General features: G+C 67.9%; 24 protein-coding genes. 15 read left to right on the plus strand and 9 right to left on the minus strand.

Annotated elements, in window-relative coordinates; translation table 11 throughout:
- Nucleotides 1–4: 4 nt before the first annotated feature.
- Complete coding sequence (locus ACLF6J_RS09970) at nt 5–1,135, minus strand: type IIL restriction-modification enzyme MmeI (RefSeq protein ID WP_421076875.1); 1,131 nt, start codon at nt 1,133–1,135, stop codon at nt 5–7.
- 334 nt (nt 1,136–1,469) lie between these two features.
- Between ACLF6J_RS09970 and ACLF6J_RS09975 the strand changes: the two genes are divergently transcribed.
- Nucleotides 1,470–1,940, plus strand: a complete 471-nt coding sequence (locus ACLF6J_RS09975) for a hypothetical protein (protein WP_134352721.1) — start codon at nt 1,470–1,472, stop codon at nt 1,938–1,940.
- Here ACLF6J_RS09975 and ACLF6J_RS09980 read toward each other — a convergent pair.
- Nucleotides 1,937–2,545: a MerR family transcriptional regulator gene (locus tag ACLF6J_RS09980; RefSeq protein ID WP_134352720.1), complete on the minus strand. Its 609-nt coding sequence runs from the start codon at nt 2,543–2,545 to the stop codon at nt 1,937–1,939. The genes ACLF6J_RS09975 and ACLF6J_RS09980 overlap by 4 nt on opposite strands.
- A 70-nt stretch (nt 2,546–2,615) precedes the next feature.
- Between ACLF6J_RS09980 and ACLF6J_RS09985 the strand changes: the two genes are divergently transcribed.
- The 4 genes from ACLF6J_RS09985 to ACLF6J_RS10000 all read left to right on the plus strand — a co-directional run bounded on the left by ACLF6J_RS09985 (nt 2,616) and on the right by ACLF6J_RS10000 (nt 5,025).
- Entirely contained in the window at nt 2,616–3,128 is a 513-nt protein-coding gene (locus ACLF6J_RS09985; protein ID WP_134352719.1) for a DUF4188 domain-containing protein, read from the plus strand.
- Nucleotides 3,129–3,224: 96 nt separating this feature from the next.
- Nucleotides 3,225–3,446, plus strand: coding sequence for a hypothetical protein (locus tag ACLF6J_RS09990; RefSeq protein ID WP_134352718.1), 222 nt, complete (start codon nt 3,225–3,227; stop codon nt 3,444–3,446).
- 60 nt (nt 3,447–3,506) lie between these two features.
- Complete coding sequence (locus ACLF6J_RS09995) at nt 3,507–4,451, plus strand: hypothetical protein (protein ID WP_134352717.1); 945 nt, start codon at nt 3,507–3,509, stop codon at nt 4,449–4,451.
- 208 nt (nt 4,452–4,659) lie between these two features.
- Nucleotides 4,660–5,025: a hypothetical protein gene (locus ACLF6J_RS10000; protein WP_134352716.1), complete on the plus strand. Its 366-nt coding sequence runs from the start codon at nt 4,660–4,662 to the stop codon at nt 5,023–5,025.
- A gap of 20 nt (nt 5,026–5,045) precedes the next feature.
- On the opposite strand, the gene ACLF6J_RS10005 is transcribed toward ACLF6J_RS10000, so the two are convergent.
- A complete protein-coding gene (locus ACLF6J_RS10005) occupies nt 5,046–5,627 on the minus strand; it encodes a TetR/AcrR family transcriptional regulator (RefSeq protein ID WP_244093561.1) in 582 nt (193 codons plus the stop codon).
- Nucleotides 5,628–5,702: 75 nt separating this feature from the next.
- Between ACLF6J_RS10005 and ACLF6J_RS10010 the strand changes: the two genes are divergently transcribed.
- On the plus strand, nt 5,703–6,704 hold the full coding sequence (locus ACLF6J_RS10010) for an SDR family NAD(P)-dependent oxidoreductase (protein ID WP_134352715.1): 1,002 nt from the start codon (nt 5,703–5,705) through the stop codon (nt 6,702–6,704).
- A 61-nt stretch (nt 6,705–6,765) separates the two neighbouring features.
- On the opposite strand, the gene ACLF6J_RS10015 is transcribed toward ACLF6J_RS10010, so the two are convergent.
- The 6 genes from ACLF6J_RS10015 to ACLF6J_RS10040 all read right to left on the minus strand — a co-directional run bounded on the left by ACLF6J_RS10015 (nt 6,766) and on the right by ACLF6J_RS10040 (nt 10,588).
- On the minus strand, nt 6,766–7,062 hold the full coding sequence (locus tag ACLF6J_RS10015; RefSeq protein ID WP_134352714.1) for a hypothetical protein: 297 nt from the start codon (nt 7,060–7,062) through the stop codon (nt 6,766–6,768).
- 21 nt (nt 7,063–7,083) lie between these two features.
- Nucleotides 7,084–8,016, minus strand: a complete 933-nt coding sequence (locus tag ACLF6J_RS10020; RefSeq protein WP_134352713.1) for a hypothetical protein — start codon at nt 8,014–8,016, stop codon at nt 7,084–7,086.
- 96 nt (nt 8,017–8,112) lie between these two features.
- Nucleotides 8,113–8,271, minus strand: coding sequence for a hypothetical protein (locus ACLF6J_RS10025; protein WP_166804681.1), 159 nt, complete (start codon nt 8,269–8,271; stop codon nt 8,113–8,115).
- A gap of 35 nt (nt 8,272–8,306) precedes the next feature.
- A complete protein-coding gene (locus tag ACLF6J_RS10030; RefSeq protein WP_134352712.1) occupies nt 8,307–9,029 on the minus strand; it encodes a 3-keto-5-aminohexanoate cleavage protein in 723 nt (240 codons plus the stop codon).
- A gap of 47 nt (nt 9,030–9,076) precedes the next feature.
- Nucleotides 9,077–9,304, minus strand: coding sequence for a hypothetical protein (locus ACLF6J_RS10035; protein WP_047523674.1), 228 nt, complete (start codon nt 9,302–9,304; stop codon nt 9,077–9,079).
- 96 nt (nt 9,305–9,400) lie between these two features.
- A complete protein-coding gene (locus ACLF6J_RS10040; RefSeq protein ID WP_421076876.1) occupies nt 9,401–10,588 on the minus strand; it encodes a MalY/PatB family protein in 1,188 nt (395 codons plus the stop codon).
- Nucleotides 10,589–10,850: 262 nt separating this feature from the next.
- Between ACLF6J_RS10040 and ACLF6J_RS10045 the strand changes: the two genes are divergently transcribed.
- The 9 genes from ACLF6J_RS10045 (at nt 10,851) to ACLF6J_RS10085 (ending at nt 21,980) form a co-directional block, all read left to right on the plus strand.
- The gene (locus ACLF6J_RS10045; protein ID WP_131493067.1) at nt 10,851–11,873 is read left to right on the plus strand and encodes a LacI family DNA-binding transcriptional regulator; all 1,023 of its coding nucleotides are present in this window, start codon (nt 10,851–10,853) and stop codon (nt 11,871–11,873) included.
- A gap of 179 nt (nt 11,874–12,052) precedes the next feature.
- On the plus strand, nt 12,053–12,934 hold the full coding sequence (locus ACLF6J_RS10050; RefSeq protein ID WP_134352710.1) for an ROK family protein: 882 nt from the start codon (nt 12,053–12,055) through the stop codon (nt 12,932–12,934).
- Nucleotides 12,931–14,769 carry a class I mannose-6-phosphate isomerase gene (locus ACLF6J_RS10055; protein ID WP_134352709.1) on the plus strand — a complete coding sequence of 613 codons (1,839 nt, stop codon included), beginning with the start codon at nt 12,931–12,933 and terminating at the stop codon, nt 14,767–14,769. Before ACLF6J_RS10050 ends, ACLF6J_RS10055 begins: the two co-directional genes overlap by 4 nt.
- A gap of 129 nt (nt 14,770–14,898) precedes the next feature.
- Complete coding sequence (locus tag ACLF6J_RS10060) at nt 14,899–16,167, plus strand: ABC transporter substrate-binding protein (protein WP_134352708.1); 1,269 nt, start codon at nt 14,899–14,901, stop codon at nt 16,165–16,167.
- A gap of 8 nt (nt 16,168–16,175) precedes the next feature.
- Nucleotides 16,176–17,051, plus strand: a complete 876-nt coding sequence (locus tag ACLF6J_RS10065) for a carbohydrate ABC transporter permease (RefSeq protein WP_047523679.1) — start codon at nt 16,176–16,178, stop codon at nt 17,049–17,051.
- Nucleotides 17,051–17,863: a carbohydrate ABC transporter permease gene (locus ACLF6J_RS10070; RefSeq protein ID WP_047523681.1), complete on the plus strand. Its 813-nt coding sequence runs from the start codon at nt 17,051–17,053 to the stop codon at nt 17,861–17,863. The genes ACLF6J_RS10065 and ACLF6J_RS10070 overlap by 1 nt, the downstream gene beginning before the upstream one ends.
- A gap of 32 nt (nt 17,864–17,895) precedes the next feature.
- A complete protein-coding gene (locus ACLF6J_RS10075; RefSeq protein ID WP_208526497.1) occupies nt 17,896–20,013 on the plus strand; it encodes a hypothetical protein in 2,118 nt (705 codons plus the stop codon).
- A 48-nt stretch (nt 20,014–20,061) separates the two neighbouring features.
- A complete protein-coding gene (locus ACLF6J_RS10080) occupies nt 20,062–21,255 on the plus strand; it encodes a DUF4185 domain-containing protein (protein WP_166804680.1) in 1,194 nt (397 codons plus the stop codon).
- Nucleotides 21,252–21,980 carry an SGNH/GDSL hydrolase family protein gene (locus tag ACLF6J_RS10085; protein WP_134352706.1) on the plus strand — a complete coding sequence of 243 codons (729 nt, stop codon included), beginning with the start codon at nt 21,252–21,254 and terminating at the stop codon, nt 21,978–21,980. Before ACLF6J_RS10080 ends, ACLF6J_RS10085 begins: the two co-directional genes overlap by 4 nt.
- The last annotated feature ends 245 nt before the right edge of the window (nt 21,981–22,225 follow it).

A 22,225-nucleotide genomic window follows, 5' to 3' on the forward strand; every position in this document is an offset into this window, starting at 1 on the left:
ACGGTTACGCTGCCCGGCCAAAGAGCTCCAGCGGATCCCGCTCTATGTCTCGTGAGACATCCGACTTGCGCATAAACGCCGGGTCGAACACATTGATATCCGTGATGCGGTCGAGCAGGCGCATCAGCCGCCGCTCGCTGTTCTGAGCCTCGTTGAGCTCGGTCTTCAGGTCATCGAGGAAGAGCGGTTCGATCGTCTTCAGGATGTTCGGCACCGAGGTGTAGTGCTGCCCTAGGTCGCTGCGCTTGCCCGGTGTGACGATCGCCTGGAACATCGAGCCGAAGATGTCGGGGTTGATGTCGCGCCAGATGAGCGTGCCTGAGGCGATGAGCTCGTCTCGCGCTTGCTTCGTGAAGCGCGGCACGACCTGGTCGTCCTTTACCGTGAACAGCCGGCCATTCACGTAGGGGAAATCGGCGAGGTGCTTGGGCTTGTCAGCCGCGTTCTCTGTGTCGAGGGCCTTGAACAGGTCGGTCAGGAACTCAGCGAGGTCCGAGCCGTCGGACTGGGTCTGGGATCCGATCGCGGTCGTGAACTGGTTGTCCCCGAAGATGCCCGTGTCCTCGGCGAAGAAACAGAACAACAGACGGGTGAAGAAGATGTTGAGCGAATGACGACCGCGCTCGTCGTCGAAGATGCCGGGGTTAGCCTGCAGGAGCTCGTCGAACAGCTTCCCCATTCGCTCAGCGGCCTTGACATCGGCGTGAGACTCAGCCACGTACTGCGCCTTCTCCATGCCTGCCCACGGCAGGAAGAAAGTGAAGTGCTGGTCGATCTCGCGGATCGGGAAGCCGATCGTCTCGTTCGTCTTGATGTCGTGTGCGACCAGCTCGACGTAGTCCGTGACGATGACAAACCGCGTGCTGAAACGGACCACGGCTGGGGTCGACTTGAGGTCTTCGATGACCTCGAGAGGGTCGCTGGTCGTCTCCTTGAAGTAGACGACGTTCTTCTGCGCGACCTCGGTCGACGGGTCAACTGCCACGTTGAGCGAGCCGTTGCGCAGCCTCGTGACGTTGCCCTGGGGCTTCCCGTAGGCGAGCAGCAGGTCGAAGATGAATTCTCGGTCGTACTCTTCACGACTAGCCAGAGGCGCGACGCGCTCCTCGACCGCCTTGAGGCTGAGTCTCGCCATATGGAGGTCCTATTCTCACGCACGCCAAGTTGGGAGCCAGCACATCACGCAGCCTTGCCGCCTCTCCAACGATGCGGTGCCCGCGTCCGTCCATCCTATCTAGCGGTTGTCGCCGGATCAGGAAGGCGATTACCTGCTCGATCGCGCGCGGGGAGCAGCAGTTGGTGCCCCCTACCGGCGCGGAACGCATCAACCGTCAGGCCTGCCCCAAGCAAGAGAAGGCAACGGGTCGCACGTCGGGCAGACGATAGAGGCCCTCGGTCGCCAGATGCCGCCGGAACCGCGTCCTGACTCAATAGCTGCAACCTGTCGGATCGCCTGCCAAAGTGTCGTCATGTGGGAATCGTTTATTCCAGACGTCGTGGTGGCGATTATCGGCGCAGTGTTCACGGTGTTGATCGCACTAATCACGTATGTGCTGAAGGTTCGCCTTGATGAGAAGCGAGCGATTCAGTCGCTCATCAGCGAGCTTCATCGTCGACGAGCGATAGCCGAGGGGCCCGAACCGGTGATTCCTGGGGCCGAGCAGTCAGCCGACTTCGCCAGGGCGAACGCGAGCGTAGCGTCGATGCGCACAGAGATCCGTGCGACCCGCGACCGCGTTCGGCAGCTGGACTCACTTCAGGCTCCGCTTTCGGAGATGACTCGCTCCTGTAACCGGTATCTCGAACTCAGCGCCGCCTACCCCGACCACTACGCGGTCTATCTCGGCAACCTTCGACGAGAGTTGACTCCGCAGGTAGCCCAGCTGGCCGCATCCCGCCGGGGAATCGTCGCCCACGAGCCAGGCGGCGGAGCGTTCTAAGAACCTCCGAACCGCTCCCCCGAGCTCACCTGTTGCGCCACCCGCCGCAGGGCCAACAACAACGGCTCCACCAGCACCGACCCCAGCACCACGTATCGCACCGCGGCCTCCGCAGACTCCTCGGGCACCCCGGCGATCTCCGCGTCCGCAATCCGCCGCATGCTCGCGAGGTACTCCGCCATCACCGCGTCCGGCACGGTGAACCCGACGCGCTCCAGCCCCTGCATCGCGCGCGCGACCGCGTGCAGCACCGCCTGATCGCACATCCCCGGCTTCCACCCGAGCCCGGCGACCAGCGCCTCCGCTTCCGCCAGATCCAGTGAGTCCTCGACCGGCGGAGTGATCGCCGCGTGCGCCGTTCCGAGCAGGTCATGGGCATTCGCCGGCGGATCGTCCAGCGCCCCGAGCACCCGCCGCGTCTCGGCGATGCTCACCCCGGCGTCGAGCAGTGCCCGGATCACCCGCAGCCGCTCCACGTGCTTCTCGCCATAGGCGGCCTGCGTCGGCGACGTCCGCTCGCCCTCGGGCAGCAGCCCTTCGCGCAGGTAGTACTTGATCGTCGGCACGGTCACGCCGGCCTCGGCTGACAGCTCGGAAATTCTCATGGCCACCTCTTGACATCGATAGTAGCGCTATCCATTATGGATAGTGACGCTATCTAATCAAGGAGACTCCATGTCGAAAGTCATCACGGGTCGCATGACCCACCGCCACGAGGGCGAGCTCGTCGTGTTCCACATCGGGATGCAGATCAACCGCTGGTGGCGCCCCGACCTGTGGATGCCGGCCTTCGTCGCCATGCCTCGGATGCTGCGCGAACTCAGCACAGACCCCGACTCGGGCCTGCTCGGCTACCACCTGCTCCTCGGCTCGGGCGGCCCCTACGTCGTGCAGTACTGGTCCTCGGTCGACAAGCTCTACGCCTACGCCTCCAGCCCGCATCAGGAGCACCGCCCCGCCTGGACCGCTTTCAACCGCGCAGCCCGCAAGGCTCCGGGAGCCGTGGGTGTCTGGCACGAGACCTTCCGCGTCGACACCGCCGAGAGCGTGTACGTCTCGACCAAGCCGATGGGGCTACCAAAGGCGACGGAGCTCGTCGAAGTCGGCAAGCGGCACGACCGGGCCCAGGCGCGATTCGCGGACGGACGCACGGCGACGACGACTCCGCAAGCGAACGTCGGGAGCTAGCCCGTCGCCCCACCCGACCCGCGGGCAGCACCCCCACGCGTTCGCCGCCTGACCCAACGGACGACTGCCCGCACGAGAAGGAAGGCGATCGCGAGGATGGCGACGACGACCGCGACGCTGATGATGAGCCCCCACCAGCTGAAAAGCGATGCTTCCAAGACTCCTTCTCCTTACGACAGAGCGAACGAGCCGGAGCTCGTGCAGACGAAGGACTTGCAGTCCGTCTGCATGCAGGCTACTGCTCCTGTGACCTCGGCATTCGCCGTGGCACCGGAACCGACCTACGGTCGCGGCACTGCCATCGCCACCGAGTCCTGACGCAGCTCCCTTCCGCAGCACCCCTTCCGGAGCACCCGGAGTTCTGCCACCATGAGCCCCATGACGGCGGACACCCCTCCCACCCCTGACCCCAAGCCCACGCCGGGCCGGTTGGAGAAGCTCCACGACGCGCTGAAGAGCCCCGGCGGACGGGTCCTCCGCTACCTCCTCGTCCTCGTCATCGTCGGGCTGGCCGTCTACCTGTCGCTCACCGGATGGTTCCAGGTGTGCGAAGTGGTCGACTCCGAGAAGGACGGTATCACCCGCACCTGCGCGGGCCCGAACCTCACGAGCGCCGGCGTGCTCGCTGCGGTCGTCTTCGTCCTTCTGCTGCTCTGGCCCGACCTCTCGGAGTTCAGCGCGTTCGGCGTCACGCTCAAGAAGCTGGTCGAGAAGGTCACCGAAACCCGCGACAAGACCACCCACATCGACGACACGACCACCGCCACCCGGTCACGCCTGGAAGATCTGCAAGCCGCCGTCACCACCCAGGGCGGGGACATCAGCGAACGACTCTCCCTCATCCAGTCCGACCTGACCTCGTTGAATGCCCGCGAGGCCGAGCGCGAGGCGGCACCTCCGTATTCGGAAGCCGTGCCCTTCCCCGCCGACACCGTCGCCCTGCCGCCCGCCCCGCACTGGGACAGCTTCGACCGCGAGAGCCTCATGCGCACGTGCGAAGACCTCTTCGGTCAGGACACCCTCGAGCGCGCCCTGGCGAACCTCGACGAATCGATGGGCGAGCAATGGTGGCCGGCCACCGCCGAGCTGGGCATCGACAGCCGGACCGCCGCGTTCATCGGACTCATCCTGGAACTGCTCCGCTCGTTCCGGCCCCGGTGGGAGGGGATCCGCCGCGACCCCTCACACGCACGCCAGGTGGATGCCATCCTCCGCTCCATCGAAGGGCTGCTGCTCGCCATCATCGGCGGAAGATACGTCGACGACGCCTCCATCCGCGTCGCCGCCGCCGCTCTCCTGCTGCTCCACCGGCACGAGCTCTAGCTGCGCGCTCCAGGCCGTCCTTGCAGGTATCGTCTCGATACTCTGGCATGCTGTCGTCGCACGTATTGTTTATGTCCTCATATGTGTCTTAGATGTGAGTATCACTCGATGACGGAAGCCTCCGCCTCCGTCTCCCGATCTCCGAAGAACACGAAGTGTCGAGGCACGCACGATGGGCACCCGGTCTGTAGTCAGAGCGTCAGCAACCGTGGCCGTCACCATGACCCTCATGGTGACGGCCACGGCCTGCTCGGGAGAACCGGCCGTGGAGACCGGCGAGGCCGTGGGGCAGCCCCTCAGTTGGGTGACGGAAACCGCGCCCACGGACACGGAGTTCCTGATCCAGGACTCCTCCCCGCGTGTGGGTGAATCCGCATCCTTCAACCTCTCGACGTCGGATCCGTCGAAGTGGATCGTCGTGGCGATCTGCGCCGACGATCCTCACCTCGACACTGCAGGTGCCGCCGAGATCTCGATCATCCCGAAGAGCGCGTACACGGCATCGGTGAAGGTCGAGGTCGAAGACGGCGAGTTCCGCGATGCCGTGACGTGCGAGGGCCTAACCTACCGCTGACGGCCACCGTCGCTGGTCACTCAACCGGCGGAACGCGCCGTGATCCCCCGCAGCAACACCGCCACCGTCGCGTCCACCCGTCCCTCGCTCAGCGGTCGCCCGAGCAGAGCGGCATAGCTGGCCATCGCTATGAACTGATCCGCGATGGCCGCCGCATCCGCATCGGCCCGCACGTCTCCGGCTTCGACCGCCCGTGCGACCCGTGCCGCGACCCACTCGCGGATCGGCGCCGCGAGCTTCTCGTTCAACGCCAGCCCGAGTTCGGGATCCGACGCGGTCACCACGATCAACGCGCGAGCCACCGCGACGCCCTCCGGATCCGCCAGCGCGGCGCTCATCGCCGAGAACCACGCCCGCAGGTCCGCCCCGAGATCGGCCGTCATCGGAACCGACATCTCGGCACCGGGCAATCCGCCTTCGAGCAGTGACTCACCCAGGATCGCCGCCTTCGACGGCCACCACCTGTAGATCGTCTGCTTCGAGACCTCCGCGGCCTCCGCCAGACCCTCGATGGTCACGGCATCGTAGTCACCCGCCGCGAGCGCGCGCCGCATCGCCTCCAGCACGGATTGGCGGGCTTTCTCACTACGAGGACGAGGCACCTTCCGAGCGTACTCAGGCGTACACTGGAACATAAGTAGACGCACCGTTGCGTAACCCGAACAAGGAGAACGAGCATGGCCCTCACCGCACACTCCACTATCGGCGACTGGATGAACGACCCGACCGGCGGGCCCCTCATCCGCGGACTCTTCGAGAAGACGGGCGCCGATCCCGAGCTCCTCACCCCGGTGCTCGGCCTCCCCCTTCAGCAGCTCGTCGCGATGAGCCAGGGCCAGCTCCCCCAGTCGGTCGTCGACGACCTCGTCCGCGCGGCCAACGGTGGCGAGATCCCCGAAGACGACGCCTCCGAGGGCTGGACCGAGAAGCCCACCGCCGGTCGCTTCGCCGGCAAGACCGTGATCGTCACCGGCGCCGCCTCCGGCATCGGCAAGGCCACCGCCGCGCGCATCGCCCGCGAAGGCGGACGCGTGGTCGCCAGCGACATCGCCGCCGAGAAGCTCGACGCCCTCAAGACCGAACTTCCGGACGCCGACATCGTCACGGTCGCGGGCGATCTCACGAAGCAGGACGCGATCGACGCCGTCCTCGCCGCCGCCGGCGACCGCATCGACGGTCTCGCCAACGTCGCCGGCATCAACGATGACTTCTCCCCCGCGGGAGAGACCCCCGACGCCGTCTGGGACCGCGTGATCGCGATCAACCTGACCGCTCCGTTCAAGCTCATGCGCGCGGTCATCCCCGTCATGGAGGCGGCCGGTCGCGGCGCGATCCTCAACGTCTCGAGCGAGGCAGGCCTGCGCGGCAACGCCTCGGGCAACGCCTACACGGCCAGCAAGCACGGCATCATCGGCGTCACCAAGTCCGCAGCCTTCATGTACGGGCCGAAGGGCATCCGCGTGAACTCCGTGGCCCCGGGCGGAGTCGCGACCGGCATCCCGATGCCCCCGCACATGTCGGAGTACGGCTCCGGCCGGCTCGCCCCGTTCCAGCAGGCCATCCCGACCGTGGCGACGGCCGAGCACCTCGCGGCATCCATCACTTTCCTGCTGTCGGACGACGCCGTGAACATCAACGGTGCGATCCTCGCCTCGGACGGCGGATGGTCGGTGCAGTAAGCCGCACCCGCGAGACCGACGCCCCCGCCGACCCGAACGGCGGGGGCGTTTCGCGTCTGGGCTAGGAGGAGCGCTTCGTCGTGAGCACCGCGGCAGTGAGAGCCGTCGCGGTCAGACCGAGCAGCCCGACGCTGAGCAGCACGAGGCCGGCGGGCCAGACGGCGAGCATGACGACGTCGTACATGTCATCGCCGAGCGAGTTCCACTGCTCGATCGTCCCGGTGCTCGTGAGCGCGATGCCGACGATCGTCGCGATCAGCGGAAGGCCGACGGCAACCGTCCACGACCAGCGGCGAATCATCGTCCGCTGCACTTCCTCCGCCGAGACGGTCGCTGCATCACCCTGTGTCGCTTCCATGCCTGCACCCTATCGGGGCGGTCAGAGCACGCGCTCACCGGTGACCTCACGCGGACGGTCGCGCTCCACCACCATCCGAACCACCGTCCCGACCACTGCGATCACGAGAGCCACGACCACCGGCAGCCACACCTCCGCGAGCACCATCGGGAACAACTGCACCGAGACCCGTGCCATCTCTGCGACATCCCCGTCGAGCACCCGCATCCCGAGCCCGTACTGGATCGCCGTGAACAGCGCGGGCACCAGCCACAGCGACAGCAGCGCCACCACCCACACCACGATCCGCGACGCCGGCCGCACCCCGCACCAGACGAGTGCAGCGCCGACCACGATCGCTGGGATCCACCGCAGCAGTTCGGGCAGGAACACCGGCGGAAACACCTCGCCGGTGAAAGCCAGGAACCACCGGCCGACCCAGCTCCCGAACGGTACGGCCGCAAGCGCGACACCGAGCGCAGCGACCCCGATCGAGCGGCGCGACGTCATCCACAGGCCAAGCTGCGCCAGGAGGGCTGCCACGATCACGCCACTCAGGATGCCGGCGAAGTAGAGCATCGCGCGCGAGTCACCCCCACGGCCGAGCCCGAGCCCTCCGGCCAACACGCCGAAGCTCTGCATGATCGCGACCAGATGCACGACCGCGACGCCGAGAGCCGCCGGCCACACAGCGACGTCGCGGCGCCGCGCGACCACGTTCACCGCGATACCGGCGAACACCCCGCCGAGCAGCACCAGAGAGAAGAGCAGCGTCGCCTGATATTGACTCAGCGGCAGCAGCACGAACGGCATGTCCTCCGGCATCGTCGGCGACGCCCACAGGTTCTGCAACGGCAACGTGCCGGCAATCACCCACGGCAAGAGGCCCAGCACAGCACCACCGATGCCGAGGAAGAGCGGCAGAGCGCGCGACCGCTCGATCGGATCGGCAGCGACGACGGGCGATTCAGTCATAGAGAAGAACGTGTCACACGCAGGCCGGGCTCCCGGGAAGACACGACCGAGTCCGCCCGGGTGGCGACCGTGCCGTTCAGCCGAAGAGCCCGGAGATCAGACCTGACCCGGACGCCCGTCACGCGCCATCGCCTGCCGATGCGAGTAGAGAGCCGCACGCACGGCCGAGTAGATCACCAGCCACGAGATGAGGATGCCGCTGAGGAACACGGCCGCCCAGAACAGGATGAAGAGAAGCACGTTTTCACCGAACATGACCCCAGGATGCCCCCGAGGCGCTGCCGGGTCGGTCAGACTCCCCGCATCCGCTCGATAGCCACCCGCACCAGCGCCGCATTGCCGGGCGCCGTGCTGCCGTCGGGAAGGAGGAGTGTGTCCTCCACCCCGATCCGTGCGGCCAGGCCGAGTTCGACCGCCAGATCGAACACGGGCCAGGTCGACCTCTCCTCGCCGTGGAGCAGGATCGGCATGCCAGGTTCCTCCAGCCGGACGTGCGCGATCATCGCCTCGGCATGCGCGCGCACGGTCTCCGCCGGCTCATCCGGCAACTCGATCAGCACCCGCAAGCACTCGCCCCGGACGGGCGAACGCTTCCACACCTCGAATCCGGACGCATCCCACAGCCCCGCTTCCACCGCGATGCCACGGCGCAGCAGCGAAGCCGCCACCTCGTCAGCACCGACCTCATGCCAGTTCACGGAGGCATGATCGGGCGCCTCCGTCCACGACGCGATCGCAGCCAGACGACGTTCGACATCGGGTTCCGCCCACGCCCCGGTCGTGACCCCCACCGGGACACCGGGCCGCGCCGCGCGGACGGCTGAGACCCACCGCGAGACGTCCGGCGCTGCGAGGCTGTCGTTCCCGCGCGCGTTCTTCGGGTGCACGTGCACCTCCCGCGCGCCCGCATCCACAGCCCGCGCCGCATCCTCGGCGACAACGCTCGCATCCGCACTCAACCACGGATGCTCGACCAGATCGCGGGCACCGTTGACACATGCCTGCAGCAGCATCCCTCCTTCGGACTCCTGGCGCGAAGGCGGATCCGAGGGCGCCCCGATCACCCGATCAGCTCACGCGGGTGGAGATCGTAGATGTGCGCCTCCGGCGAGGGCCCCTCCTCCGTGCGCACGGTATGCGCGACCTGGCGCGCGACCGCCGCGCTGCGACCGACCTTCACCGCCTCGGCCTCATCTTCGAAGCTGCTGCCCAACGTCTGCGATTCACCCTCGATGCGGTTGAACCAGATGCCGTTGCGGTGGAACGTCTCGATATCGCCGGCGGCCATGCGGAATCCCTTCTCTCGCATTCCTTTCTACGCCAGACCACCGACACCGGTAGAGCCCCTTGACACCCTCTTGACAGGAGCTCGGGGCGGAGGCCGTCAGCGCAGGAGACAGGCTTCCCGAACCGCCGCACCCATCGCCGTGACAGCCTCCGCGAGGATGGGACGGGGCGTCGCGAACACGACTCGCACATGGCTCTCCGCACCGCGACCCAGCAGCCGCCCCTCGGTGAGTACGACCCCCGCCCGCTCGCGGAAGAACTCGGCGGGCGGCCCCGGGATCCGCAGGGCAGCGGTATCGATCCAGCCGATGTATGTCGCCTCGGGAATGCGGTAAACCGCACCAGGCAGGTGTTCGTCCACCAGGGCCGCGAGCGCATGCCGCGACCCGTCGAGGTACGAGATCACGTCCGACAGCCATGGCCCACCGTGACGGTATGCGGCGGTCGAGGCCACCACCCCCAGGGTCGACGCACCGTGCTGCACCGCGAAGCCGAACCGCCGATACCGCGCCTGGTCGGCGTCGTTCGAGGTGATCAGCTGCGCCGACTTCAGTCCGGGGATGTTCCACGCCTTCGAGGCGCTCGTCCCCGTGACGGTGTGGGCGGCGGTGGCATCCGAGATCGAGGCATACGGCACGAACGGGGCGCCGTCATAGCGGAGCGGGGCGTGGATCTCGTCCGCGAAGACCCGTCCGCCGTGCCGCTCCACCACCTCCGCGATCGCCTCGAGTTCTTTGCGACCGAGGAGCGTGCCGGTGGGATTGTGCGGATTGCAGAGCACGAGCGTGCGCGCTCCCGCGGCGAAGGCCTCGTCGATGCGCTGCAGGTCGTGCTGCCACCGCCCGTCGACCTCGACACCCGGGACCTCGATGACCGGATGGCCGATCGCCGGAAGATATGTCAGGAACGGCATGTACGCCGGAGTGGGCACGATCACGGGCGACCGCGCGGGCGCATACTCCCGCACCGCGACGCCGAGAGCCGCCATCACGTCCGACACCGGGTGCACGCGCTCCGGGTCGACCGCCCAGCCGTACTCGTCCTGCATCCACGCGGCGGTGGCCTCTCCGAGTTCTGCGGCCTGCGGGGGCGACAGGTAGCCGAGGTTCTCGTCATCGATCGCGTGGTGCAGCGCGTCGGCGATCTCGGGCGCGATCCCGAAGTCCATCTCTGCCACCCACGCGCCGATCCGACCGGGATGCAGGCTCCACTTGCGGCTCTGCGGACGATCGAGGTGCACTCGGGTGCGCGCATCGAACGGATGCGACGGACAGTCGTCAGGCATGGTCTCCTCCCGGGCAGGATCCGACCAATCTACGGACGGCCGCGTGCCGGTGCAGGTCAGATTTCGGTGCGTGACGACGCCCCAGGGGGAGGGGCTCGGGTCTGCAGCGTTCACAACTCCGGAAGATTGCGCTCCGCTGGCCCTCAACCGGGTCCGGGAGACTCATCAGAAAGAATTCTCCTGAGTTGTGAACGCGACGCGCCGCGGCTGCCCCGCTGGTAACGTTCCCTTGATCGGCGACACCACACCTCGGAGGGCAGTGATGAGCGAACGAGCGCGCCGCCCGACCGTCAAGGAAGTCGCGACCCGAGCGGGCGTGAGCCCCATGACCGTGTCGCGCACCCTCTCCGGCGGACTCAACGTGAAGCCCGACGTGCAGCAGCGCGTCATGGAGGCCGTCGCCGAGCTCGGCTACCACCGCAACGAGAACGCCCGCAGCATCCGCCCCGGCCACAGCAGCGGACTCATCGGCGTCGCGATCACGAACATCGCCAACCCGTACTACAGCACCTTCGCGCTGGGCGTCGAGGAGGAAGCCGCCCTGACCGGTCGTCGCATCCTCCTCGGGAACACGTCCGAGGACGCCGCGCGCGAGGCCGACCTCGTGGGTGACTTCCTCGGTCGCCGCGTCGACGGGCTCATCGTGGTCCCCGCCGGCACCTCGTCCGCGCACCTCGCCCATTCCCAGAGTCAGGGCGTCCCCGTGGTCCTCGCCTCCCGCCGCATCGAGGGACTCGCCGCCGACAGCGTCGTGCTCGCGGACGACGACGGCGCCCACCGCGGAACCAGCGCACTCATCGAGCACGGCCACACCCGCATCGGCTACCTCGGCAACGCGCTCTCGATCTTCACCGGTGAGCGCCGCTACGCCGGTTTCGTCCGCGCCCTGTCGGAGCACGGTCTCACCGTCGACCCGGACATCGTCGCCACGAACCAGCAGACCGTCGACCAGGCCCGCGACGCCACCCGCGCTCTCCTCGACGCCGCGCATCCCCCCACCGCGATCTTCTGTGCCAACAACCGCAACGCGATCGGTGCCCTGAAGGAGATCAGCGCCCAGTTGAACGCCGGATCGCGCCGTGCCACCGACTTCCCGGAGATCGTGAGCTTCGATGACTTCGAGCTCGCCGAGCTCTCGCCGGTGCCGATCAGCGTGATCGACCACGATCCGCGCGAACTGGGCCGAGCCGCCACGCGTCTGCTGCTCGACCGTCTCGACGGGGGGAAGCTCGACGCCGCGACCCGCGAGATCGAGCTGCCGGTCTCACTCCGCGGCGTGCGCTGACGTCACCTGCACGAGACTGTCACTGCGCGGGCTCTGCGCACACCTGTCGGGAGCAGGGACAGGCGTCGGGAGAATCCGGGCAGACGGACCGTGCAGGCGGCAAAGCTCCCGACATTCGTGCAGTGTTGACACCCCTCCACCATATTGATAACGTTACCAATCATCGACGAGGAGGACCGATGGAGCTGTGCATCGACTTCGGGGGCACCGAGATCAAACTCGCCCTGATCGACGGCAGCCGTGTCGTCGCGGCGCACAGCGTCCGCATCGAAGGAACGACCGCCGACCTCTCCGTAGCCGCCGCGGAAGCCCACCGTCTCCTCGACGACGCACCCCGCCCCGCAGAGGCCGTCGGCATCGCGGTCCCCGGCGTCGTCGACCCGCACTCCGGGCGGATGCTGCACGCCAACGCGAAGTACGACTTCCTCCGCGACTTCGACCTGAGCGCCTGGTCCCTGACCGAGTTCGGGCTCCCCGCCACGGTCGAGAACGATGCCAGGGCCGCCCTCATCGGCGAGACGTCGTCGGGTAGCGCACCCGGAGAACATGACGCGGTGCTCGTCACCCTCGGCACCGGGATCGGCACGGCGGCCATGATCGACGGCACACCTCTGCGCGGACGCACCGGGCACGCCGGCATCCTCGGCGGACACCTCACGGTCGACCTCGACGGGCCCCTCTGTCCGTGCGGCAACGTCGGCTGCGGAGAAGCCCTCGCGAGCACACGCGCCCTCCCGGAGGCCGTCACGATGACCGAGGTCTTCACCACCGACGCGCATGCGGCACTCCGGGCGAGGTTCCTGCACGTGTGGGGCGCGGTCGTCACGTCGCTCGTGCATTCCTACGACCCGGCCGTGGTGATCCTCTCCGGCGGGATCCTCCGTGCGGGAGACGCGGTCCGTGCGCCGATCGAAACCCACGTCCGCACACACCTCTGGCCCTCGATGACGCCCCCGCGCTTCGTCGTCCCGCCAGAGCCCGAGCTCTCGGTAGCCCGCGGACTCAGCGTCCTGGCCCGTTCGACGACCACCCACACCGCAACACCGCAGGAGGAAAAGTGACCACCCCGATCAGCGACATGCACGAAGGGCACACGACCCGAGGTCGCTACGACACCCAGCCCACCGTGGCCCTGCCGGAGGGCGAGCGCATCCTCCGCGGCGCCGAGGGCTGGGAAGCAGCGGCCGAGCTCGCCGACGCCTGTGCACGCGTGACCGGCACCGCTCCCGTGCTCCTCGTGGACACGTACCCGGGCGTCGACCTCCCGACCCTGACGGCACAGGTGCGATCCGCCCTGCCGGAGTGGACCGTGCACGATGTCGAGACCGCCGCTCGCCCGGTCGCCGAGGTCGAGCAGCTGATCGCACCGAACCTCACCGACGACCGGGTCTTCGGCGTCATGAGCCACTTCACCCTCGCCGACTTCTACGACGCCGCGCAGCTCGACGCCCTCGCCGCCGGCATCACGCAGACCCCGACCGTCGTGATCGGCTGGGGCGCCGCCCTCCTCGCGCCGCGCCTGGACGGCTCCGCCGCGACGGTGCTCGTCGACATGGCCCGCTGGGAGATCCAGCTGCGCCAGCGCAAGGGCGCCACCAACTGGCGCGCCGGCAACGCGGCGGAAGACAACCTGCGCAAGTACAAGCGCGGCTTCTTCGTGGAGTGGCGCGTCGCCGACCGCCACAAGCGCAGCCTCTTCGAGACACTCGACTTCGTGCTCGACGGCAACGCGATCGCCCCCGCCGAGCCGCATCCGGATTCTCCCGAGGCGGGCATGATCACGGGCACCGCCTTCCGGCAGGCGCTGAAGGATGCCGCGTCCCGGCCGTTCCGCGTCGTGCCGTTCTTCGACCCCGGCGTCTGGGGCGGGCAGTGGATGAAGAACCTCATCGGACTCGACCCCTCGAAGGACAACTACGCGTGGTGCTTCGACTGCGTCCCCGAGGAGAACTCGCTGCTGCTCGAAGGCGAGGGCGGAGTGGTCGAGATCCCCGCGCTCGACCTGGTGTTCAGCCGCCCGGTCGATCTGCTCGGCGCGAAGACCTTCTCCCGCTTCGGCGCGGAGTTCCCGATCCGCTTCGACTTCCTCGACACGATGGACGGCGGCAACCTCAGCCTGCAGGTGCATCCGCTGACCGACTACATCCAGAACACGTTCGGCATGCACTACACGCAGGACGAGAGCTACTACATGCTCGACGTCGGCGACGACGCCGTGGTCTACCTGGGCACGAAGGAGGGCATCGACCGCACCGAGATGCTGCAGGACCTGGCCACCGCGCAGGACGGCGAGCACCCCTTCCCGGCGGAGAAGTACGTCAACTCCTTCCCGGCCCGCAAGCACGACCACTTCGCGATCCCGGCGGGCACCATCCACTGCTCGGGCGCGAACTCGATGGTTCTCGAGATCTCGGCGACGCCGTTCATCTTCACCTTCAAGCTCTGGGACTGGGGCCGTGTCGGCCTCGACGGCGTGCCTCGTCCCGTGCACCTCGACCACGGCGCCCGCAACATCCAATGGGACCGCGACACGACGTGGGTCGGCGACAACCTCCTCGACCAGGTCGAGACCATCCGCACCGACGGTGACGTCATCGAGGAGAGCACCGGCCTGCACGAACTGGAGTTCATCGAGGTGCGCCGGCACTGGTTCGAACAGGGCGCCGACCACGACACCGAGGGCACGGTCAACGTGCTCAACCTGGTCGAGGGGGACGAGGTGCGCGTGGTGAGCCCGACCGACGCCTTCGCCCCCTTCGTGATCCACTACGCCGAGACGTTCATCGTCCCGGCCGCGGTGGGAGCGTACCGGATCGAACGGACCGAGAACTCGCGCAGCGCCCGCTTCGCGACCGTCAAGGCCTACGTGCGCGGCTCGCGCACGAGTGACAACTGAACACCGCGCACCATGCAGCATCCACCGCCGGGGACTCCCACCACAGGAATCCCTTGCACCGCATCCATCACCTTGGTAGCGTGAATCCAGATTTCTGGTAACGATACCAAACGAACAAGGGAGTTCTGAATGATTTCGCGACGCACGATCGCCGCAGCCGCGGCCGGTCTCCTCCTCGGCACCCTGGCACTCGCCGGGTGCGCCGGCGACTCCGGTTCCGGAGAGGCCGGAGAGGTGACCGGCACGCTCAACTTCTACACCGACAAGGCAGCGTGGAAGCCCGACTTCGAGTCGCTCAACGAGGTCAGCGGCGACGCCGTCGACATCACGCTGAAGACCACCGGGTACTCCGACGCCAACCAGTACGACGCCTTCATCAAGCAGTCGTTCCGCACCGACAAGTCGCCCGGCCTGTTCACCTGGCACACCGGCGACTCGCTCAAGCAGCTGGTCGACGAGGGACTGGTCGCCGAGACCACCGACATCTGGTCCCAGGCCGTCGACGAGGGCTGGGTGAGCGAAGACCTGCGCGACAGCTACACCTTCGACGGCAAGCAGTACTGCGTGCCGATGAACATCGCCTACTGGATCATGTTCTACAACAAGGCCGCCTTCGCCGACAACGGCGTCGAGGTGCCCACCACCTGGGACGAGCTGAACACCGCCGCCGAGACGCTGAAGGAGGGCGGGGTCACGCCGTACTACCAGACCAGCGTGCTGTTCACCTTCCAGTGGTTCCAGCACCTGGTCGCCTCCACCGATCCCGACCTGTACGCCGGGCTCACCACGGGCGACGTGAAGTACACCGACCCCGAGATCGTCGACATCATGAACGTGTGGCTCGACGAGCAGAAGGCCGGCTGGTTCAGCGACGCGGGGAGCACGACCGACCCCGCCGTCGGCCTCAAGCAGGGCGACTACGCCATGATCAACTTCGGCACGTTCTTCGCGGGCAACCTCGAGGGCGCCGGCATGACAACCGATGACTACGGGATGTTCGCGATCCCCGCCGTCAACGACAGCCTCGACACCACTCCGGTGGCGGTCGAGTCCGGTCCGATCTGCACGGCCGAGAACTCGACGCAGCGCGACCTCGGTCTCGCCTACGCCGAGTGGTGGATGTCGCCCGATGCCCAGACGGCCTGGAACGATGCGCACGGCGACGTCGCGTTCAACCCGAAGGCCACGGTGTCCGACCCCGCCCTGGCCGAGATCGGGGAGCAGATCGCCGGCGACGGCTATTCGCTCTACGACCGGTTCTTCGAAGCCATGCCCACCGAGATCGTGACCACCGCGATCGAGCAGTTCGGTGCCTTCAACGCCAACCCCGGTGACCCGATGCCGTTCCTGGAGAAGATCCAGGCCACGGCGGACAAGTACTGGGCAGAGCAGGAGTAAGCGAGCGGATGGCGCACCAGAAGACGCCGTACCAGTGGTCCGCCCGGGGCTTCGTCGCCCCGGGCGTGATCCTGGTCGCAGTCCTGCTCTACCTCCCGCTGCTGTGGACGGTGTTCCTCAGCTTCACGAAGTACAACGGTCTCGGCAGCCCGACCTGGATCGGCCTCGACAACTACGTCGAGATGTTCACCGACGGCGACTTCGTGGGCTCGGCCCTGAACACCGTGCTCTGGGTGATCGGCACCCTGATCATCCCGGTCGGCATCGGTCTCGCGATCGCTCTGCTCACCTGGAACCTCGGCGGCGGCATCTGGCTGCGCCTCCCCTTCCTCATCCCCTACGCCCTCTCCGGCATCGGCGTCGGCGTGGTGTGGTCGTTCATCCTCTCCTCGGGCGGCGCGCTCGACCAGGCGCTCGCGGCGTTCGGCATCACGGACCCGCCCCGATGGCTGCTGGATGCTCCGCTCAACACGATCGTCATGATCATCGCCTCCTCGTGGCAGGGCGTCGGCGTGAACGCGCTGCTGTTCACCATCGGACTGCAGGCGATCCCGAAGGAACCGCTCGAGGCCGCACGCATCGACGGTGCCGGCGGCCCGCGCCTGTTCACCAGCATCCTGTGGCCGATGCTGCGTCCGCTCACGGCGGTGGTCGTCGGACTCTCGATCGTCGCGAGCCTGAAGACCTTCGACATCGTGTGGGGCATGACCAAGGGCGGACCGGGCACCGTCTCGGAGACCCTGGCGCTGACCATGTACAAGGAGACCTTCGTGAACAGCGACTACGGACTCGGATCCGCGATCGCCGTGTTCCTGACGGTCATCACCCTGATCGCCTCGGTGCTGTACCTGCGTCAGCAGCTCTCCCCGAAGAAGGAGATGTGATGTCGAAGATCATCAGAACGGCCGTCCTCGTCCTCCTCGGGATCGTGTGGCTGCTGCCGGCATACCTCCTCGTGGTCAACGCGATGAAGGACCCGCTGACCTTCACCTCGAAGGAGTCGTGGATCCCGACCGACTTCCACCTGTTCGAGAACTTCGGCCAGGCGCTGGAGCTCTCGGGGATCGGCGACAGCATCGTGAGCACCCTCATCTACTCGATCGTCTCGCCGACTATCGCGGTGCTCGTCGGTGCCGCCGCCGGGTTCGCGATCGTGGCCCTGCGGCTCAAGCGCGGCTTCCTCTGGTTCGTCGTGATCTTCGGCGGAACCGTGTTCCCGCTGCAGATGGTGCTGCTGCCGCTGTTCGACGCGTACTCCCGCACCGGCCTGTTCGACACCCGCCTGGGGATGATCATGATCTACACCGTGATCTCGATTCCGTTCTCGGCGTTCGTGATGCGCAACTTCTTCACCGGCGTCGCGCACAACGTGTTCGAGGCCGCGGTGCTCGACGGTGCCACCACCTGGCGCATCTTCACGCGCATGTACCTGCCGATGGCGTCGAGCGCCCTCGTGGCGATCTTCATCCTGCAGGCGACCTTCGTGTGGAACGACCTGCTGCTCGGCCTCACGCTCAGCCAGTCCGACGACATCCGCCCCATCATCACGACCCTGTCCGGCATGCAGAGCACCTACGGCGGTGCGCAGATGTCGGTCGTGCTCGCCGCGGCCGTGCTCGTCTCGCTCCCCACCGTGGTGCTGTTCCTGTGCACGCAGCGGTTCTTCGCCAAGGGCCTCGCGCTCGGGCAGTACTGACCCCACACGCTTCCCGCCCCTCGAAAGGCATCATGCATCCCCTCATCCCCACCGTCGATGACCTCGCCGCCGATGCGGTGACCCACCACTTCGACGACATGATCGCGCCGACCGGCCTCACCAACATGCTCGGCACGGTGCGCGTGGACCACGACCTGACCGCGGTGAGCGCCGTGCAGTTCCCACCCGTGTCGCAGGGACTCACCCAGACGGCGGTGCTGTTCGTGGACGGCCGACTGTTCGCCTCCTACGGAGCACCCGTCACGCACGAGTGGCGTCCGGACCGGGTGGTGCGGCGGGCGACCGTCGGCGACTTGGAGATCGAGACCACCACCGTGTGCGTGCCGGGGAGGACGGCGGTCGCGATCGACATCGTCGTGCGCAACACCGGGGCGATGGACAGGGTGGTGCGACTCGGACTCTCGGCCGCCGCTCGGGCGACCCGCTCGGACATGGCCTGGCTCGACGCCGAGTCCCCCTCGGAGCGCGACACCGCGACCGTCGACGGCGAGCGCCTCGTGTTCTCCTCGGCGGATGGCACGGCGTGGAGCGTGCAGGGGATCGTGGAGGGATCCGCCGCCCTGAGCGGTGTCGCCGAGCTGCCGGACGCCTTCGACGCCGGCATCGGAGGCAACGGCCGCGGCGGCGAGCTCACGGTGTCGCTCGCCGTGCCGGCCGGAGGAAGCAGCCGCACCGGATACGTGCAGGCGATCGGGACCTCCGCGGCCGACGCCACCCGCACCTTCGACCTCGTCACGACCGACGTCCCTGGCGCGGTGACCGATGCCGAGGAGTTCTGGAACCGCCAGCTGCACGCCGCGTTCGACCCCGACGACGCAGAGTTCACCGGCGCGCTGCCCGTGCTCGAGACGACCTCCGCTCCGCTGCGGCGCCTGTACTGGTGGGCCGCTCTGGGCGTGATCTGGTTCCGCCGGGACTTCGCGGGCAACGTGCTCGGGCGCTCGTACGACACCCTGATGCCCAACTACTGGGGCACCACCACGTTCATCTGGGACTACAGCCTGAGCTCCGTGAGCCACGCACTGCTCGACCCGGGCGAGATGCGATCCCAGCTGCGGCACTGGATCTCCCTCGACATCCACTCGCACTTCGGCACCTCGTCCCTCACCGGCGGACCGGTCGGGCGGTGGTACTCCGTCAACGACTACGCGATGACGCGGCTCGTGCACGACTATGTGCGCTTCACCGGGGACACGGCGTTCCTCGACGAGGTCGTCGGCGGCCAGACCGTCGCCGAATCCGTCCGGGAATGGGCGACCGCGTGGAAGGACCTGCGCCGAGGGACACCCCTGGCCGACTACGGAGAGATCGACAACCTGCTCGAGTGCGTGAGTTCGTACACGCACGAGGTCGCGAGTCTCAACGCCGCGAACGTGTGGAGCATGCGCACGGCGGCCTCGCTCGCGGAGCTCCAGGGCGACGGCGCCTCCGCGGCCGACCTGCGCGCCGAGGCCGAGGCCCTGCTGCCCGCGGTGATCGCGCGCTACGTCCCCGGCGAGGGCATCTTCACCGCCGGACAGCCCGACGGCACGCAGCTCCCGGTCCGGCACTGCTACGACTTCAGCGTGGTCGGGACCACGATCGCCGACGACCTGACCCCCGGTGTGCGCGACGACATGGTCTCGTTCTTCCAGCGCGAGCTGCAGACCGACAACTGGATGCGCGCCCTCTCCCCGTGGGATGCCGATGCCAGCTACAGTCCGCGCCCCGACCACCAGTGGAACGGCGCCTACCCCGCCTGGCCTGCGGATGCCGGTCGCGCGCTCGCCGCCCTCGGTGCCCCCGAGGTGCTCACCTCCTGGGTCGAGGGCTTGTCGCGCACCGCGAACCAGGGCCCGATGGGGCAGGCGCACTTCGTCGAAGAGGCCATGCCCGGGATCAACGGCGGCGCCCGCAAAGCCCCGCCGCAGCTGCCGTACATCATCGACTGGTCGTGCTCCTCATCCGGCGCCTGGATCGAGCTCGTGATCGAGGCCCTGTTCGGCGTCTCGGTCGCCGCGGACGGGACGGTGCGCGCCGCGGGCTGCGTCGCCGCGCTCGACCCGCAGGCGGTGCTGCGCGGGTTGCGTGTCGGCAAGCGCCACTACGACATCCACGCCTCCGGAGGCATCACCGAGACCGCCGGCTGAGCCCCGACCACCACGCAGTACCCACACGAACACGAAGGAGTGATCGAGATGAGAAGACGCATGATCGCGGCCGGCCTGGCCGTCGCCTCCCTGTGCGCGGGGGCCCTGTTCGCCGCCCCGGCGAGCGCGGCCGTCCCCGCCGGCGGAGGGCACGGCAACGGGCACGGACACGGCAACGGGAACGGGAACGGGCAGTGCTCGCTGGTCGACAAGACGCTCACGGCGACGCCGAGCGTGAACCAGGATCTGACCGAGACGTTCACGACCTACGGGAACACCGGTGGGGAGTGGACCGGCGGTGACAGCACCTACTCGCTGCCCCTCGGCAAGGGGAAGACCGGCTGGTTCTTCTCGGACACCTTCCTCGGCACGGTGAACCCCGACGGATCACGTCCCACCGACTCGCCCTTCGTGAACAACTCCGTCGTGGTGCAGGACCGCCGCGGCGACCTCACGACCATCACGGGCGGCACGCCGGAGGACCCGGCCGGCATCATCCCGCCCGAGCCCGACGGCAAGTGGTACTGGATCGGCGACCCGACGCCCGGCCGTCACGGCACCGTGCAGGTTCCGCTGCTGCAGTTCGCGCGCACCGGCACCGGCCAATGGGACTTCGCGTGGACCGCGAACCGGCTCGCGACGCTCGACGGGCGGACGCTGCAGCTCGACAGCATCGTGGATCTGCCTTCCGCGACCGGCATCAACTGGGGATCGTGGACGCTCGAGGAACGCGGCACGACCTACGTCTACGGCATCGCCGACCCCGGCGGGGTGCGCTCGGCCTACGTCGCCAAGGTGCAGGGCGGAGACGGCCTCACGGGCACGTGGACCTACTGGAACGGCACGACCTGGTCGGCGTCCGAGGCCGATGCCGTGCCCGTGGTGCCGTATGTGGCGAACGAGTTCAGCGTGGCGCCGTTCCGCGACGGCTACCTGCTCGTCACGCAGGACACCTCCGAGCTGTTCAGCACCCGCATCGTCGCGCGGACCTCGTGCTCGCCGACCGGACCGTTCACCGATCCGGTCGAGCTGTACCGCACCCCGGAGACCGGCGCGCTCGGCAGCTATGCAGACCCCGACGTGTTCACCTACAACGCGCACGAGCACCCGAACCTGCGACACGGCAACCGCATCCTCGTGTCGTACAACGTGAACACCTTCGACAACGTGGGCGACGTGTACGACGACGCCTCGATCTACCGTCCGCGATTCATCGACGTGCAGCTGAAGGTCACCGGATGACCGATGACCTTCCGGTGCTCCGGGGGCTGCTCGCCTCCGGAGCACCGCTCACCTGGGTGTTCACGGGCGATTCGATCACGCACGGCCTCATCCACACCCGCGGCGCCCGCAACTACGTCGACCACCTGCACGAGCTGATCCGCGGTGATGCCGGTCGGGTGCAGGACACGGTGCTCAACACGGCGATCACGGGATGGCGGGCCGACCTGATCCTCGGCGACTTCCCGCGCCGTGTGACGCACTGGCGGCCCGACGTCGTCACGCTCATGATCGGCACGAACGACTGCACCACACAATGGCTCGACCCCGTGATCGAGCCGACGGCGTTCGCGGCCTCGATCACGGAGGTCGTCCGGCGCGTCCGGGACGACGGCGGGATCCCCGTGCTGCAGACCCCGCCGACCGTGGACCTGCATCACGCGCCCGACCGCGCCCGCATCGGCGAGTTCGCGCAGGTGATCCGTGACGTGGCCGCGCGCGAAGGGGTGATCCTGGTCGACCAGCACGCCGCGTTCACCGCCTTCTCCGAGGGGACCGGCCCCGGCAACGACGACATGGCGTGGGGCCTGCTCGACGACGCGTTCCACCCGAACGCGGCCGGACACGCACTCCTGGCGCTCGGGTGGGCCGATGCCCTCGGGTTCGACGCCGTGTCCTCCCCGGTCCGCACGGACCTCGCCGCACGCGTGGCCGTGGCCCGGCACCCGCAGTGGCCGCCCGCGTGACGGTCTTCGCGCGGGCGCGTGCACAACTCCTCAAGAACGTGCGTGTTCGACGCCGGATGGCCGACTGGGGACCGAAGCGACCCCGCATTTGAGGAGTTGTCCACGGCGACAGCCGTTCACAACTCAGGAAGAGCGCAGTCCTCCTGCCCGGATCGACCCCTGCGGGCTGAATCGGCGCGACCTTTCCTGAGTTGTGAACCGCGGCATCGGGCGACCGCTGCAAAGCCGTTCGGGTGTTAGGTTTT

Source organism: Microbacterium sp. IO18, assembly GCF_049099505.1.
Taxonomy (GTDB): Bacteria; Actinomycetota; Actinomycetes; order Actinomycetales; family Microbacteriaceae; genus Microbacterium; species Microbacterium aurugineum.

Bases quoted from the DNA above. Each gene is read 5' to 3' on its own strand.
- ACLF6J_RS09970 (WP_421076875.1), bottom strand. From the start codon at position 1,135: ATGGCGAGACTCAGCCTCAAGGCGGTCGAGGAGCGCGTCGCGCCTCTG.
- ACLF6J_RS09975 (WP_134352721.1), top strand. From the start codon at position 1,470: ATGTGGGAATCGTTTATTCCAGACGTCGTGGTGGCGATTATCGGCGCA.
- ACLF6J_RS09980 (WP_134352720.1), bottom strand. From the start codon at position 2,545: ATGAGAATTTCCGAGCTGTCAGCCGAGGCCGGCGTGACCGTGCCGACG.
- ACLF6J_RS09985 (WP_134352719.1), top strand. From the start codon at position 2,616: ATGTCGAAAGTCATCACGGGTCGCATGACCCACCGCCACGAGGGCGAG.
- ACLF6J_RS09990 (WP_134352718.1), top strand. From the start codon at position 3,225: ATGGCGACGACGACCGCGACGCTGATGATGAGCCCCCACCAGCTGAAA.
- ACLF6J_RS09995 (WP_134352717.1), top strand. From the start codon at position 3,507: ATGACGGCGGACACCCCTCCCACCCCTGACCCCAAGCCCACGCCGGGC.
- ACLF6J_RS10010 (WP_134352715.1), top strand. From the start codon at position 5,703: ATGGCCCTCACCGCACACTCCACTATCGGCGACTGGATGAACGACCCG.
- ACLF6J_RS10015 (WP_134352714.1), bottom strand. From the start codon at position 7,062: ATGGAAGCGACACAGGGTGATGCAGCGACCGTCTCGGCGGAGGAAGTG.
- ACLF6J_RS10020 (WP_134352713.1), bottom strand. From the start codon at position 8,016: ATGACTGAATCGCCCGTCGTCGCTGCCGATCCGATCGAGCGGTCGCGC.
- ACLF6J_RS10025 (WP_166804681.1), bottom strand. From the start codon at position 8,271: ATGTTCGGTGAAAACGTGCTTCTCTTCATCCTGTTCTGGGCGGCCGTG.
- ACLF6J_RS10030 (WP_134352712.1), bottom strand. From the start codon at position 9,029: ATGCTGCTGCAGGCATGTGTCAACGGTGCCCGCGATCTGGTCGAGCAT.
- ACLF6J_RS10035 (WP_047523674.1), bottom strand. From the start codon at position 9,304: ATGGCCGCCGGCGATATCGAGACGTTCCACCGCAACGGCATCTGGTTC.
- ACLF6J_RS10040 (WP_421076876.1), bottom strand. From the start codon at position 10,588: ATGCCTGACGACTGTCCGTCGCATCCGTTCGATGCGCGCACCCGAGTG.
- ACLF6J_RS10045 (WP_131493067.1), top strand. From the start codon at position 10,851: ATGAGCGAACGAGCGCGCCGCCCGACCGTCAAGGAAGTCGCGACCCGA.
- ACLF6J_RS10050 (WP_134352710.1), top strand. From the start codon at position 12,053: ATGGAGCTGTGCATCGACTTCGGGGGCACCGAGATCAAACTCGCCCTG.
- ACLF6J_RS10060 (WP_134352708.1), top strand. From the start codon at position 14,899: ATGATTTCGCGACGCACGATCGCCGCAGCCGCGGCCGGTCTCCTCCTC.
- ACLF6J_RS10065 (WP_047523679.1), top strand. From the start codon at position 16,176: ATGGCGCACCAGAAGACGCCGTACCAGTGGTCCGCCCGGGGCTTCGTC.
- ACLF6J_RS10070 (WP_047523681.1), top strand. From the start codon at position 17,051: ATGTCGAAGATCATCAGAACGGCCGTCCTCGTCCTCCTCGGGATCGTG.
- ACLF6J_RS10075 (WP_208526497.1), top strand. From the start codon at position 17,896: ATGCATCCCCTCATCCCCACCGTCGATGACCTCGCCGCCGATGCGGTG.
- ACLF6J_RS10080 (WP_166804680.1), top strand. From the start codon at position 20,062: ATGAGAAGACGCATGATCGCGGCCGGCCTGGCCGTCGCCTCCCTGTGC.
- ACLF6J_RS10085 (WP_134352706.1), top strand. From the start codon at position 21,252: ATGACCGATGACCTTCCGGTGCTCCGGGGGCTGCTCGCCTCCGGAGCA.